Origin of the sequence: Streptomyces flavalbus (genome assembly GCF_042674625.1) — a bacterium.
GTDB lineage: Bacteria > Actinomycetota > Actinomycetes > Streptomycetales > Streptomycetaceae > Streptomyces > Streptomyces flavalbus.
The window spans coordinates 6,426,054-6,439,945 of the sequence record NZ_JBHTEB010000001.1 but is presented as its reverse complement, the minus strand read 5'-3'; the positions used below and the strand labels follow the sequence as shown (position 1 = coordinate 6,439,945).

Here is a 13,892-nt window from a genome sequence, read left to right as displayed (position 1 = left end):
CAGAGCGGGTTGCCTGGCGGGGCCAGCCGCGGTCGGGGCACGGGACCGGACCACGCCCGCCGCACGGCTCCTACCTCGGGGCTCCCGCCTCAGGGCTCGCGGCTCACCGCGCCCGGCTCAGGGCTCGCGGCTCACCTGGTGCTCGCGCCCGTCCGCGCGCGGCAGCGGCTTCAGGTCGACCTGGATGCGGTGCGTGGCGTCGTGGCTCACCGAGCCGCCGAGGCGGGCCTCGACGACGCCCAGGCGCAGGCCCGCGCCGCCCTCGCCCGCGCGGTGGAACTGGACGGAGAACTCCAGGCTGACCTGCTCCACGCTGAACCGCCAGTCGCTCGCGGCGCCCTCGGCCTGGGCGCGCGCCAGCTCCGCGCGGACCGTGCCGATGGCCTCGGCGAGGCCGACGGGTTCCGGGTCGTCCACGGGCAGCTCCTCGTCGTAGGCGGTTGTCGGGGCCAGGCTCGTCATGAGTCTAGGGAGCGCGGTGCCACGCGCGTAGGGTGATGCCGTATGGGGGAGCTGCGCGCTGACTGGAGGCTGAGGTTACGGCGGGGCGACGCGAACGGCCCGCTCTGCGGCGCCGGGGTGCTGGTCGACCAGGACACGGTGTTGACGTGTGCGCACGTCGTCCGCCGCCCGGACGCCGTGATGTGGGTGGAGTTCGCGGAGAACCGCGCCCTGGAGCCGGTGGCCGCGCGGGTCGCGCCCGGGGGCTGGCTGCCGGAGGGCGCGGGTGGTGAGGACGTCGCCGTGCTGCGGCTGGACAGTCCGCGCCCGCGGGCCCGGCCCGCGCCGCTGGAGCCCCGGCTGCTGAGCGGCATGGAGGTGTTCGCCACCGGGTACGCCGAGGGCTTCGACGACGGCATGACCCTGTGGGGGCGGATCAGCGGGGCCAGCGGGGAGCGGGTGCAGCTCGACGCCGCCACCAAGGCGGAGGTGGTGCGGGCGGGGTTCAGCGGGGCCGCCGTGTGCACCCGGCCCTTCGAGGGGCGTCCCGCGCGGGTCGTCGGGCTCGTCGTGAGCTGGCGCGGCGACATGGGCGAACTGCTCCCGGAGACCAACCGGCTGGCCTTCTCGTACCTCATCCCCGTGGACCGGATCGCCGAGCTGTCGCCCACCGTCAAGGAGTTGAGCAGCCCTTACGCCTGGGACCACCGGTTCGAGGCGCGGCTCAACCGGTGGTTCGACGAGCCCGCCGACGACGACCCGGTGAAGATCACCGTCGTGCCGCCCGGCAGCGGCAAGGAGCGCTCGCTGCGCCATCTGCTGCACCGCGCCGACGAGGTGTACCACGGGGGCCGTTCCAGCAGGCCCGACCTCGCCGACCACGCGCTGGAGCACATCGACTTCCCGCCCGGCCAGTACCTGACGTACTGGGACTGGCTGCTCGGTGCCCGGCGGCGGCCTGTGCGGGTGCCCGTCGTGGCGCCGGGGCGGCGTCCCGCCACCGTCGTCGTCGACGGCTTCGACGACGAGCCGGAGCCCGGTCCGCTGGTCGACCTGCTGGCGCGACTGCGGGAGTGCGGGGTACGGCTGCTGCTCGTCTTCCGGCACGAGGGCGGCACCGGCTGGACCGCCGCCCGTGACGCGCTGCTGCGGCCCGCCCTGCTCGGTCACGCGGACGCGCTGCTCGCCCGGCTGGAGCGCGCCGAGTTCAGCCGCGCCGTCCGGCTCGGCGTCGTCGGCAGCGGCTCCCTGGACACCGTGACCGAGTCGGCCGACCGCTACCGCGCCGAGCGCCGCGCCCTCGACACGCTCACCGACCCGGGGCGGCAACTGACCCGGCTGCGGGAGCTGATCACCGCCCTGCGGGCCGAGCTACGGCCGCACGACCGGACCTGACCACCGCCTGAGGAGGCCGCTGCCACCCATGACCACCTGCCCGCACCGGCGCTTCAGCGGAGCCCCCTGCGGCGGGCCCGTGCTGCCCACCGGACACTGTGCCGAGTGTGGCCGCCACGAGAAGGACCCCGGGCTGCCCGGCCTGCCCACCGCCCCCCGCGACCTCGGCCCGCGGGAGCTGCTGACGCTGCCCGGCCGTGAACCGCGGCCCCCGCGGGCGCGGCTGATCAGGCCGGGGGCGCCGCTGCGCATCCGCATGGGCTGCTCGTCGCCGGAGTGCGGGATCACCTTCGCGCCGCCGTACACCGCGGGGCCGGTGCCGGTCCAGGGGTACTGCCCGGCGTGCGGGGAGCCGTACTCGTACCGGCCAGACCTCGCGGCGGGCGACGTGCTCGGCGACCAGTACCGGATCATGGGGCCGATCGCGCACGGCGGGCAGGGCTGGGTGTACCTCGCGGAGGACACCCACCTCGGGGACGTCGTCGCCGTGAAGGGGCTGCTCAACCGGTACGAGCGGGACGGCGCCCGGCTCGCCGACGTCGAGCGGCGCAACCTCGTCGCCATCCGGCACCCGCGGATCGTGCAGATCCGCGACTTCGTCGCCAGGCGCGGGGAGGACGGGCAGGTCACCGGCGGCTACCTCGTCATGGACGACGTGGGCGACGGCACGCTGGAGAAGGTCGTCGAGGAGGTCAGGCGCGGCGAGTCCGTCCTCGACATCGAGCACGTCGCGGCGTACGGCTGCCAGATCCTGGAGGCGCTCGGACATCTGCACGCGGGCGGCGAACGGGTCTTCCTGTACGGCGACATGAAGCCGTCGAACGTCGTGCACCACCGCGACGGCGTCAAGGTCATCGACCTCGGCGGGATGCGCGAGGAGGGGCAGAGCGAGCCGCCCGCCCATGTGACGCCGCCGTACATGGCGCCGGAGACGGAGACCGCCGGGCTGCCGACCGTCGCGCACGACCTGCACACCGTCGGGGTGACCCTGCGCGAGCTGGCCGTCTGGGCGGTCGACGAGGTACCCGGACTCGGCGCCGCGTCGTTCTGGTGGGTCGTGGAACGCGCCACCCGCGCCGACCCCGACCTGCGGTTCGCCAACGCCCGCGACATGGCGGGGCAGTTGCGGGGCGCCCTGCGGGAGATCCGCGCCCTGCGCGGCAAGAGCGACCCGCCCGAGCCGTCGCACTACTTCCGGCCGTCGCCGCGGCTGCTCGGCGCCCGCCTGGGCACCGTACCGGGCATCGCGCACTGGCTCGACCGTCCGCTGCGGCACCGCTACGACCCGCCCGAGGCGCCGCCGCTCGACCTGGGCGCGCCCACCCCGACGGAGATCGCCCGCTGTCTGCCGGTGCCCAGGCGCTACCCGGACGACCCGCAGACCGCCCGGTTCGAGGTGAGCGGCGGCTACGACCCCGACCGGTTGCTCGCGCAGGACGGGGAGCGGCCGACGTCGGTGGAGATCTGCCTGCACAACGTGCGCGTCCTGCTGGGCCGGGACCGGCGGGAGGACCTGGAGCGCGCCCAGGAGGAGCTGGACACCGCCGACTCCATCCCGGGCCCGCGGGCGGTGCGGCAGTGGCGGCTGCAGTGGCACCGCGCCCTGGTCGCGCTGCGCCGCGCCGACCTCGACGGCGACCCGCGCCAGATCGCCGCCGCCAAGGCGCACTTCACCCGCGTCCGGCTCGACCTGCCCGGCGAGTACGCGCCCAAGCTGGCGCTCGCCTACTGCGGGGAACTGCTCGGCGACGACGCCGCCGCGCCCACCGCGAAGGAGCTGTACGAGGCCGTGTCCGCCCGCAACCCCGCACACGGCGGCGCCGCCCTGGGCCTGGCCCGGCTGGCGCTGCGCGACGGTGACCGGGCCGCCGCCCTCGACGTGCTCGGCCGGATCCGACCGGGCTCCCTGGACCACGCCGTCGCCCGGATCGCCGCCCTGCGCATCCGCGCCGCCCGGCTGTCCGGCGTCCGCGACCCGCTGCCCGCGCCCGCCGAGGCCGACGCGGCGCTGGCGGAGCTGCACCGGCTCAAGGGCCGCGACCCGGGCGTCGGGGAGCTGAGCCTGTCCGCGGACGAGGCGCTGCGGCTGAGCATCGAACTGCACGAGTGGAAGCTGGACGCCCTGCACCACCGCGCCGACCGCCCCGGCCCGCCCGGCCCGCCCGGCAGGGGCGCCGCCCGGTTCGGTGCCCGGCGGCTGCGGCGGCTCAGCCCGCGGGAGCACGAGGTGCGCGCGCAGATGGAGCAGCAGTACCTGCTGCTCGCCGCCCACCACAAGGAGTCGGCCGCCGCGCACGAGCACCTGGTGGACCTCTCCCACGCGGTACGGCCGCAGACGGCGTTCTGAGCGCCCCGCGACGACGACACAGACGCACGGCAGAAGGAGTGGTGACGTACCGACATGAACAGCCCCGTCCGGCAGCCGCACCTCGGCATCCAGTTGCACGTGGACCTCGACCGGGACCTGGCCCCGCGCCGCAACGCCACCATCGAGGCGCACCTGCGCGTCGAGGTGACCGCGACCGGGGCCGCCGCCGAACTCCCGGCCGTGGAACTCGCCGTGGTCATCGCGGTGGACGTCGCCGAGCCGCGCCGGGAGGCCGTGCGGCACGCGCTGCCCGCCGCGCTGCGCGCCCTGCCCGACGACATCTCCTTCACCGTGCTCGGCGGCGGCCCGGAACCGGAGCGCTGCTACCCGCTCGGGGACCGGGAGTGGGCGGTGGCCGACGCCCGCGAGCGGCGCCGGGCCGCGTTCGCCGCGGGCGCCGTACCGCTGCACCGGGACGGGCCGCGGCCCGCCGGGTACGCCGTGTGGGCGGCCCGCGCCCGCGCCCTGCTCGCCGCCCGCCCGCTGTCCGTACGGCACCTGGTGCTGATCACCGACGGCAGCAGCGCGGCGGACGGGTCCGGTCTCGCGGCGGAACTGGACGTGTGCGCCGGGCAGTTCACCTGCGACGTGTTCGCCGTGGGCAGCGACTTCGCGCCCGATCCGCTGCTGGCCCTCGCCGAACGGCTGCACGGCACCGCCGAGTCCGTGGAGAGCGGCCTCGCCTCGGCGATCACGGGTGCCGTGGCGCGGCTGCGCCGGGTGCACACGCCGCGGCTGCCCGTGGAGGTGACCGCGCGGCCCGCCGTCCGCCAGGTCTCCCTGGCGGAGAAGGCGCCCCGGCCGCACCGGCTCGGCGGGCTGCCGCAGCCCGGTCGGCCGCACCGCTGGCACTTCCCCGCCTACCAGTGGGAGCCCGGCGGCTACGACTACCTGCTCACCCTCGTCGCGGACGCGGACGGCGACCCCCTCGACACCGACCTGCTGTTCGCCATGGTCTCCGTCGGGGAGGCGCACGCCCCCGTCACCGCGCGCTGGCACCGGCGCGCGGAGCCGCCGCCGCCCGGGCTGGCGGGCGGCTCCAGTGTGCGTTCCATGAACGCCACCACCGCGATGCGGGCCGCGCTGCGCAAGGGCCTGCACGCCCTGCGGGAGCAGCGCAAGGACCAGGCGGAGGAGCTGCTGGGGCAGGCGGCCCGGCTGGCGACGCGGTACGGCGCCGCGTGGGTGCTGCGCGAGATCGGCACCGTGGCCGACGTCGAGGACGCGGCGTCGGGGCGGGTGCGGGTGCGGTCCACCGTCGACGCGCACACCCTCGGGGGGATGATCCTGCGCGCCGGGTCCCGTCCCGGCGGGCCCCTCACCGACCTCGCCGACCGTCCGCCCGGCCCGCGCTGCCGCCACTGCGGCACCCTGGCCGGGAGCGAGGCCCGGTACTGCGTCGCCTGTGGGGAGGAGCTGCTGTGACCCGCCCGTCCTCCCCCGCCGCCTTCTGGCGCGCCCGCCTCGGCCGGTTCCGTACCCGGCGGCTCCTTGAGGCGCACCTGCTGGTGCTCGTGGTGTGCGCAGCCGTCGCGGTGAGCGCGCTGCTGCTGTCCTACCGCCAGACCCAGCAGTCCGCGCGGACCCTCGCCACCCGGGAGGCGCCCGCCGTGCAGGGACTCGCGGCGACCCGGCTGGCGGTGCTGCGCGCCGAGTGGGAGGTGACGGACCTGATCGACCGGCGGCTGGTGAAGGTGGCGGGGTCGGGGGAGACCTACCGCGTCCAGCTCTCCGCCGCCGACCAGGTGCTGTCCGGGATCGGTGACAGCACCGACCAGGACCTCGGCACCGTCAACGGTCTGCTGGACTCCTACGGCACCTCACTGGCCAGCGCGATGACGGTCTACCAGGACCAGGAGTACATGCGGGAGCAGAAGCTGGCGGAGGCGCGCTCCCTGCTGAACCGCCCGCACGTGGGACTCGTGCCCCGGCTCGACCAGTTGCAGCGGGAGCAGACGGCCCGCGCCTCGGCCACCGCGACCATGGGCTGGGTGCAGCGCGGCGGCTGGTGGCTCACCGAGGCCGCCCTCGCGGTGCTGGCGCTCACCCTGCTGTCGGCGCTGTTCGTGCTGCGCGACCGCTGCGGCCGGGACTGGGACCCGTCGCTGCTGGCCGCCCTCGCGCTGACGGTGCTGTGCGCGGTGGTGCCGCCGCTGGCGGCGTCCTCGGCGCAGGACGACCTGGACGCCGTACGCGCCGACCTGGGGCGGATCACCGCGCACTCCCGGCAGTCGGCGGGTGGCAAGGCGCTGGCCGAGCGCCAGGAGGACGTCACCGAGCTGTCCGAGCGGGTGCGGCGGGAGCTGGCGGGCGACGCCTGGACCGAGCGGGTGTACCAGGGTTCCCTGGTCGGCGGCCTGCTGGTGGTGTTCCTGCCCGTGGTGGGGATCGGTCTGCGACTCGACGTCTACTGGAGGCGGCGGTGACCCGGAGGTTCAGACTGCTGGTGCTGCTCGTCGTGCTGGTGGTGACCGGCAGCGTGGTCACGCTGTGGGCGCAGCGGGACGAGCCGGAGCCGGTGACCATCCTCGGCCCCTGGACGGACACCCAGGAGCGGCAGTTCGAGGAGGTGCTGCGCGGGCTCGGCGTCCCCTTCGACTACCAGGGCACCGCCGCCCAGCGGGAGGTGCTGCTCTCCCAGGTGCAGTCGGGCGACCCGCCGGACATCGCGATCATGCCGGGCGTCGGCGAACTCGCCGAGTACGCCGACCAGGACCGGCTGAGGCCGCTCAACGGCCTCTACGACGCGTCCGAGTACGGCGCCCCGTGGAGCTCCGCGGGCCACGCCTCCGGGGCCGTGTACTGGGTGCCGGTGAAGGCCGACCTGAAGAGCATCGTCTGGTACCGGCACGGCAACGAGCCGACCCCCGCGCCCGCCCCGATGGAGAGCTGGTGCATGGGCATGGGCGACGACGGCGCCTCCGGCTGGCCCGGCAGCGACTGGATCGAGGACCTGGTGCTGCAACGGGAGGGCCCGGACACCTACGGCGACTGGGCGCTGGGCCGCGAGCGGTGGACCGCCAAGCCGGTGCGCACCGCCTGGGAGGCGTGGGGCCGCCTGCTCCAGCGGAACCCGACGACGGCCGGGGAGGCGCTGCTGGCCGACCACCGCGGCAACCCGGACCGCAACGGCCTGCTCTTCGCGAACGACCGCGGCTGCACCCTGGAGCACCAGGGCTCCTTCGCCCGCGCCTTCTACGGGGACCGGCACGCGGGCCTCGTCGACTCCGCGAAGCTGCTGCCCGGCGGCCCCTACCCGCAGCGCGCCCACGAGGTCACCGGCGACTTCGCGGCCCTGTTCAGCGACCGTCCGCAGGCGAAGGAGCTGATCGGGAAGCTGGCCTCCCGGGAGGGCCAGCGCGCGTGGGCGACGTTCCCCAACGTGTTCTCGGCCAACCGCGGGGTGCCGCGGAAGGCCAAAGACACCGGCAAGCAGATCAGCGAGGGGCTCACCGGGCCAGGCGTCCGCTGCCTCGACGCCTCCGACGTCATGGCGCCCGCCCTGCGGGACGCGTTCTACGAGGCGACGCTGCTGACGATGGCGCGGGCCGCGGCGGGCACGGACCTCGGCATCCGGAGCCTGCTGAGGGACCTCCAGCGGGTGCAGGACGCCCAGCCGCCGACGCGGGCGGGGCTGGAACGGGTGTGCAGCGGGCCGCCGTGACCTCGCGCGGTCACCGCCCGGCCCCGGCCAGCGGGTTGGGCAGCGGCAGGTAGCGGGCGGCGGCGCCGTCCGCGCCGGTCCAGCGCAGCAGCAGGTTGGTCTTGGCGGGCAGGGTCGGCGCGGTGAGCAGGGCGGTGGCCTCGGGGACGCCGTGCCGGGCCAGTTCGCGGCGCGCGGCGGGCCAGGGGTCGAAGGCGGGGTGCCGTTCGGTGAGGGCTCCGGCGACCTCCATGAGGTGGTTGACGACCAGGCAGTACACCAGCCGCTCCCACCCGGCGGCCCGGCCCGTCTCGGGGAGGAGCTTCACGCCCTCGGCGTCCCGGTACAGGGCCCGTACCGGGGTGCCGGTGGCGTCGACGGCGACCAGCGTGTTCTGCAGGTGCGCCTCCAGTACGACGCCGTGGTCGGCGAAGGCCCGCAGCGCGGGCGGCACGACCTGCGCGAGGTACGCCGCCCACCAGGGCGCCGGGTCCCCGAGGCCGTCCAGCGGGCTGCCCGCGAAGCCCTCCACGAGCCCGGCGGCCAGCAGCGGCGTCGCGCCGGGCGGAACGTGGCCGCGCACCCCGTCGCGGACGAGGACGGCGAGTTCCTCGAACGCGAAGCGCGCGGTGCGGTAGCCGCGGTCGGCCAGCCAGGCCGCCGGGCCCGCCGCGAGCGCCGCCACCGCCGCCGCGTCCGTGCGGCGCAGCCTCTCCAGGTCGTGCCGCCACAGCCGCCGTACGTCGTTGGTGATGCGCACGTCCAGGCTGAACTTCAGGAACAGGTCGGCCGGGGGCGCGTACACCGTGCGGACCGCGGCCGTCGGCCAGGTGTCGAAGCCGGTGCCGCCGAGCCGGATCAGACGTCCGTCGGCGAAGGCGGGCGCGAGGGTGGGCGCGGTGAGGGCGAGCTGCCAGGGGTGGGCGGGCAGCAGCCGGTAGCCGGGCGGGGCGGGCGCGAGGGCGTCCAGGGCGGAGGTGTCGCCCTCCTCCACGACCGTGTCGGCGCGCAACCCCAGCAGCACGAGCGGGAAACGGGCGTGCGCCTCGGGCGCGTACGGCAGCCACGCCCCGGACGGGCCGCCGCCGCGCGCCTTGGGGGCGGGGTGGTGCGGGTGCCCGGTGAGCAGCGCCTGCTCGGAGCGCAGGTACGGGTCCTCGGGCGCCGTCGCCCGGCGCCGGGCGGCGAGCAGCGCGGCGACGGCGTCCCGGCTGTCCAGCATCTCGGCGGGCAGTTCCGGGTTGGACAGGCCGGTGCGCAGGGCGAGTTCCTCCGCGACGAGCGTGACCAGCTCGTGGTGTCCGAGGCGGTGCCAGCGCCCCTCCGCGTGCACCTCGGGCGCGCTGGGCCGCCGGGTGCCGCGCACCCGCAGCAGCCGTCCGCCGGGCAGCCGGTACACGGGGCGCGCCCCGTACCCCGGGAGCGGCTGGGCCACCTCGCGCAGCAGGCAGTTCAGCAGGGGGGCGGCGGCGTAGGCGTCGGCGAGGTCCGCACCGTGAGCCACGGCATCATCGTGTGGCACGGCGTCGTCGGCGGCGGTCGGGGGCATGAGGTCCACGCGTTCCACTCGTTCCCTGCGGTCCGTATCGGCGGGAGAGGATCAGTATCACTGCCGTCGTCCGCCGCCGTGACCACCGTGTTCGTGCCACCGCCAGCCGAGGAGCCCGCCGTGCACCGTCCCCCCACCGCCGCCGAGGCCGAGGTGGCCGAGGAGCTGGCCGTCGTGCGGCCCGCCCTCGTGGCGCGCTTCACGGCCGAGCTGCCCGGCGCCCGCGCCGCCGTCCTGACCCGGCTGTGGCGGGCGCTGACGCACGAGCCGCTGCCCTGGGTGGCGCGGCGGGACGGGGGCCTGCTGCGGCTCGCGGACGGGCGTCGGCTGCGCGGACCGGTGCCCGACCCGTACGCGACCGGCGCGTACGTCACCGCCGTCGACCTGGACGGCGTACCCCAGGACGACCCGGAGCGGCTGATGGCCGCGCTGGGGGTGCCGCACGGGGCGGCGTTCGCGCGGGAACTAGGACACAGTGCCGCTTCGTTGGCCCTGTCGAGGGCCAACCAGGAGCCGCCCGGCGAGCGGTGGCCGGACAGCGTCTGGGAGTGGGAGCGGCGGGTCGTCGACGGGCACCCGTTCCACCCGGGCTGCCGGGCTCGCCCGGACTTCTCGGTGGCCGAGCAGCTCGCGTACGCGCCGGAGCACGGGCCGCTGGTGGAGCTGGGGCTGCTGCCGGTGCGGCCGGAGGCGTGCCTGCTGGCGGGCGACTGGCCCGAGGAACTGCGGGACGGCGGGCGGGTGCTGGTCCCGGTCCACCCCTGGCAGGCGGCGCACGTGCTCAAGCCGTCCGGCGACGGGGCGCTGGCGGGCGTGCTGCCCGCGCGTCCGCTGATGTCCCTGCGCACCCTCGCCCCGTGCGGGGGCGACGGCGGCGGCCCGCACGTGAAGACCGCGCTGAGCGCCCGCCTGACGTCGTCGGTGCGGGACATCTCGGTGCCGTCGGTCACCGGCGCCGTCGCCCTGTCGGAGTTCGGGCAGCGGGTCGCGGAGCGCGCCGACGGCCTGCTGCACGTCACCCGCACCCTGGGCGCGGCCACGGACGGCACCCGGGACCTGGCCGCCGTCCTGCGGGAGTCGCCGCGGGCGTACGCGCGTCCCGGTGAGCACGTCGTCCCGGTGGCCGCCCTGCCGACCACCGGACTGCCGGACTCCCCCGGCTGGCTGGCGGAGTTCGCGCGGCTCGCCCTCACGGCCGGGCTGCGGCTGCTGGAGCTGGGGGTGGCACTGGAGGCGCACGGGCAGAACCTGCTGGTCGTCCTCGGCCCGTCCGGCGCGCCGCTGCGGCTGGTCTACCGCGACCTCGCCGACATCCGCGTCAGCCCCGCCCGGCTGGCCCGGCACGGACTCGACGCCGACGGCCTCCCCGCCCGCGTCCGCACCGACGACGTCACCGCGCTGCGCCGCAAGCTGTTCGGCTCGCTGGTCGCGGGCGCCCTGGCCGGTACGGCGGGCAGCGGTACGGCGCTGCGCACCGCCCTGGAGAGCGCCGTACCGGACCTGCCGCCGGGCCCTGACCTGGCCGCGCTGCGCCAGGAACCGCTGCCGACCAAGGCGTTGACGCTGATGCGGCTCTCCCCCGGCGTCCCCGGGGACCAGTGGACGACCCTGCCCAACCCGCTCGCCTGACCCGCACCCCCGTTTTGATGCCGGACACCCCCGGTCAATAGGATCCGGCGATGATCACAAGAAAACGGCTGGCGTCCGGGGCGTGTGTCCTGTTCGCCGCGCTGACGGCCGGGCTCGCGCTCCCGTCCACGGCGCTCGCCGACGAGACCACGGCCACCGCGCCCAAGGTCAACCTGCTCCTGGACGTGAGCGGTTCGATGCGGGCGCGGGACATCGACGGGCAGTCGCGGATGGCGGCGGCGAAGCAGGCGTTCAACGAGGTGCTGGACGCCACGCCGGAGGAGGTGCAGCTCGGCATCCGCACCCTGGGCGCCGACTACCCCGGCGACGACCGCAAGAAGGGCTGCGAGGACACCGCGCAGCTCTACCCGGTCGGTCCGCTGGACCGCACCGAGGCCAAGACGGCGGTCGCCACGCTGGTGCCGACCGGCTGGACCCCGATCGGCCCGGCGCTGCTCGCCGCCGCCGACGACCTCGACGGCGGCACGGGCTCCAAGCGGATCGTGCTCATCAGCGACGGCGAGGACACCTGCGCCCCGCTCGACCCGTGCGAGGTGGCCCGGGAGATCGCCGCGAAGGGCATCGGCCTGACCATCGACACCCTGGGCCTGGTGCCCAACACCAAGATGCGGCAGCAGCTCAGCTGTATCGCGGAGGCCACCGGCGGCACCTACACCTCCGTCGAGCACGCCGACGAACTCTCTGACCGCGTCGGCCAGTTGGTGGACCGCGCCGCCGACCCCGTCGTCGTACCGCAGCCCGCCGAGGGCGCCGACGCGTGCGCGAAGGCGCCGACGCTGGAGTCGGGACTGTGGACGGACCGGGCGGAGTTCGGGCAGCAGCGCTGGTACCGGGTGGACGTGCTGCCCGGCCAGGAGCTGCGCGCCTCGGTGAGCGTGTCCGCCGACCGGGCGGTGAACCCGTCGTACGGCGTGCTGCTGCGGGCGGTCACGGCGCACGGCCGGGAGATCGTGCGCGGCGAGGCGGCGGGCGACGGCCGCACCGACGTGATCTCGACGGGCCTGCGCTACCCCAAGCCGGAGCGCGACGACGATGACGCCAAGCCCGCCGCGGAGGCGGTGTGCCTCCAGGTCACCCACTCCTACTCGGGCGCCGACGGCGTCAAGACCACGCCGGGCCTGCCGGTCGAGCTGACCGTCGACGTCGTGGACGGCCCGAGCGACGCCGACGACGTGGCCTCCTTCGGCCTGGGGCGCGGCTGGTGGCTGCTGGGCGCGCTGGTCCTGACCGGTTTCGTCGCCGGTCTGCTGTGGGGCTGGCTGTCCCGCTGGCGGTTCGCGGTCTGGAGGACCAACTGATGCGTGTTCCCAAGCTGCTGGGCGCGGCCCTGCTGGCCCTCGGCCTGGCCGCCGGTCCGGCCGCCGCCGACTCCGCCTCCCCGAGCCCGTCCGACGACGGCGGCGCCCCCACCGAGGCGGGCACCTCCTTCCGTACGGCCACGGAGATCGACCAGGGCGAGACCGCCACGGCGAACGGCTCGACGGGCGACTACCTGTACTGGTCCTTCCCCGCCGACACCGGCCAGCGCCCGACCGTGCGGGCCACGGTGAAGCTGCCCGAGACGCACGCCGCGCAGACCTGGCAGGTCGACGTGTACGACGGTCTGCGGCGCCGCCAGTCCTGCCAGTACGGCGCCCAGACCCGCACCGCCGCGGCGGACGCGTCCACCGTCGAACTGGCCTGCGTGCTGCGCACCGTGCGGGCCTGGTCGGAGCCGTGGGCGAACGACCCGCTGCCGGGCACGTACTACGTCCGCCTCACGGCGGTCGGCCTGGGCACCGGCGACCTCGGACTGCCCGTCAGCGCCGAACTCCAGGTCGACTCCAAGGACATCGGCGGCTCGGCCGCGGTCGACGGCTCCCTGGGCGAGCCGCTGGTGCCGGGCATCGCGGTCACCTCGGCGCGGGACGACGACGAGTCCGCCGGGGCGGTGCTGTCCGCGATCGACCCGGACGACGGCTGGGCGTCGGGCTGGTGGTCGGACCGCTGGGTGTGGACCGCGGTGGGCGGCGCGCTGGCGGCGCTCGCCGGGGTGGGCGGTTACCGCCTGACGCGCGGCTCGGGCCGCCCGTCGCGGGTGCCACCGGGCGCGTGACGCGTCGTCGACGGGCCCGGCTGCTCCCAGCCGGGCCCGTCTTCGTTCACCCCTCCCGCAGACCCTTGGCGAGGGCGCCGTCCCCGAACACGCCGATCCGCCCGCCCCTGACGCCGTCCAGGACGGTCAGCTCCCCCCGCGCCACCGCCGTACAGGTCCCGGTGTCGAGCACGAGCCGGGCGTCGGGTTCGCCGGGAGCGGCTCCGTAGCCGTACACGGCCCCCTCCCCCGCACCGACGTACAGGTGGAAGAGCCCTTCCTCCAGCCGCACTTCGACGAGCCCCTCGTCCTCCGGGCGCAGCCGCCGCAGCGCCCTCAGCAGCGGCAGCGCGAACCAGTGCGCGCGTACGGCGTCGGTGGGCCGCCGCTCCCCCAGCTCGGCCTGCCCCCACTCGCCGAGGGCTTGTAGCACCGGCAGCAACTGGCGCCCGCGCGGGGTGAGTTCGTAGACGTAGGCGGCGCCGGGCGGCGGCAGCCGACGCCGGGTGGCCAGCCCGTCGCGCTCCATGTCCCTCAGCCGGGAGGCCAGGACGTCGGTGCTCACGCCCGGCAGGTCCGCGTGCAGGTCGGTGTAGCGGCGCGGACCGGCGAGGAGTTCCCGGACGACCAGCAGGGTCCAGCGGTCGCCCACGGCGTCGAGGGCGCGGGCGGTGGAGCAGTACTGGTCGTAGCTTCGGCGAGGTGACATGCGACGCAGTCTAGACATGTCATTGGACTTTCCAAGCGGCCACTTGGTAAAACCAAGCAACAC

11 protein-coding genes are annotated in these 13,892 nt (G+C 76.0%); 8 read left to right on the top strand and 3 right to left on the bottom strand.

Features of this window, described 5'->3' with window-relative positions; translation table 11 throughout:
- Window positions 1-117: 117 nt before the first annotated feature.
- A complete protein-coding gene (locus tag ACFQZ6_RS28820) occupies window positions 118-462 on the bottom strand; it encodes a trypco2 family protein (RefSeq protein ID WP_381614662.1) in 345 nt (114 codons plus the stop codon).
- A 42-nt stretch (window positions 463-504) separates the two neighbouring features.
- On the opposite strand from ACFQZ6_RS28820, the gene ACFQZ6_RS28815 reads away from it, so the two are divergent.
- The 5 genes from ACFQZ6_RS28815 to ACFQZ6_RS28795 are packed head-to-tail and all read left to right on the top strand — an operon-like array spanning window position 505 to window position 7,868.
- Complete coding sequence (locus ACFQZ6_RS28815) at window positions 505-1,836, top strand: S1 family peptidase (RefSeq protein ID WP_381614659.1); 1,332 nt, start codon at window positions 505-507, stop codon at window positions 1,834-1,836.
- 28 nt (window positions 1,837-1,864) lie between these two features.
- On the top strand, window positions 1,865-4,183 hold the full coding sequence (locus ACFQZ6_RS28810; protein WP_381614656.1) for a tetratricopeptide repeat protein: 2,319 nt from the start codon (window positions 1,865-1,867) through the stop codon (window positions 4,181-4,183).
- Window positions 4,184-4,237: 54 nt separating this feature from the next.
- A complete protein-coding gene (locus ACFQZ6_RS28805) occupies window positions 4,238-5,629 on the top strand; it encodes a hypothetical protein (protein WP_381614653.1) in 1,392 nt (463 codons plus the stop codon).
- Window positions 5,626-6,630 (top strand): hypothetical protein, encoded by a 1,005-nt coding sequence (locus ACFQZ6_RS28800; RefSeq protein ID WP_381614650.1) that lies wholly within the window; start codon window positions 5,626-5,628, stop codon window positions 6,628-6,630. The genes ACFQZ6_RS28805 and ACFQZ6_RS28800 overlap by 4 nt, the downstream gene beginning before the upstream one ends.
- Window positions 6,627-7,868, top strand: coding sequence for an extracellular solute-binding protein (locus tag ACFQZ6_RS28795; RefSeq protein WP_381614647.1), 1,242 nt, complete (start codon window positions 6,627-6,629; stop codon window positions 7,866-7,868). The genes ACFQZ6_RS28800 and ACFQZ6_RS28795 overlap by 4 nt, the downstream gene beginning before the upstream one ends.
- Window positions 7,869-7,878: 10 nt before the next feature.
- On the opposite strand, the gene ACFQZ6_RS28790 is transcribed toward ACFQZ6_RS28795, so the two are convergent.
- Window positions 7,879-9,414 (bottom strand): IucA/IucC family protein, encoded by a 1,536-nt coding sequence (locus ACFQZ6_RS28790; RefSeq protein ID WP_381614644.1) that lies wholly within the window; start codon window positions 9,412-9,414, stop codon window positions 7,879-7,881.
- Window positions 9,415-9,516: 102 nt separating this feature from the next.
- Between ACFQZ6_RS28790 and ACFQZ6_RS28785 the strand changes: the two genes are divergently transcribed.
- Genes ACFQZ6_RS28785 through ACFQZ6_RS28775 form a run of 3 tightly spaced genes read left to right on the top strand, consistent with a single transcriptional unit; the run spans window position 9,517 to window position 13,141 of the window.
- Window positions 9,517-11,025: an IucA/IucC family protein gene (locus ACFQZ6_RS28785; protein ID WP_381614641.1), complete on the top strand. Its 1,509-nt coding sequence runs from the start codon at window positions 9,517-9,519 to the stop codon at window positions 11,023-11,025.
- A gap of 50 nt (window positions 11,026-11,075) precedes the next feature.
- Window positions 11,076-12,344, top strand: a complete 1,269-nt coding sequence (locus ACFQZ6_RS28780; RefSeq protein WP_381614638.1) for a VWA domain-containing protein — start codon at window positions 11,076-11,078, stop codon at window positions 12,342-12,344.
- On the top strand, window positions 12,344-13,141 hold the full coding sequence (locus tag ACFQZ6_RS28775) for a hypothetical protein (RefSeq protein WP_381614635.1): 798 nt from the start codon (window positions 12,344-12,346) through the stop codon (window positions 13,139-13,141). The genes ACFQZ6_RS28780 and ACFQZ6_RS28775 overlap by 1 nt, the downstream gene beginning before the upstream one ends.
- Window positions 13,142-13,187: 46 nt before the next feature.
- On the opposite strand, the gene ACFQZ6_RS28770 is transcribed toward ACFQZ6_RS28775, so the two are convergent.
- Window positions 13,188-13,829 (bottom strand): winged helix-turn-helix transcriptional regulator, encoded by a 642-nt coding sequence (locus tag ACFQZ6_RS28770; protein WP_381614632.1) that lies wholly within the window; start codon window positions 13,827-13,829, stop codon window positions 13,188-13,190.
- Between the last annotated feature and the right edge of the window lie 63 nt (window positions 13,830-13,892).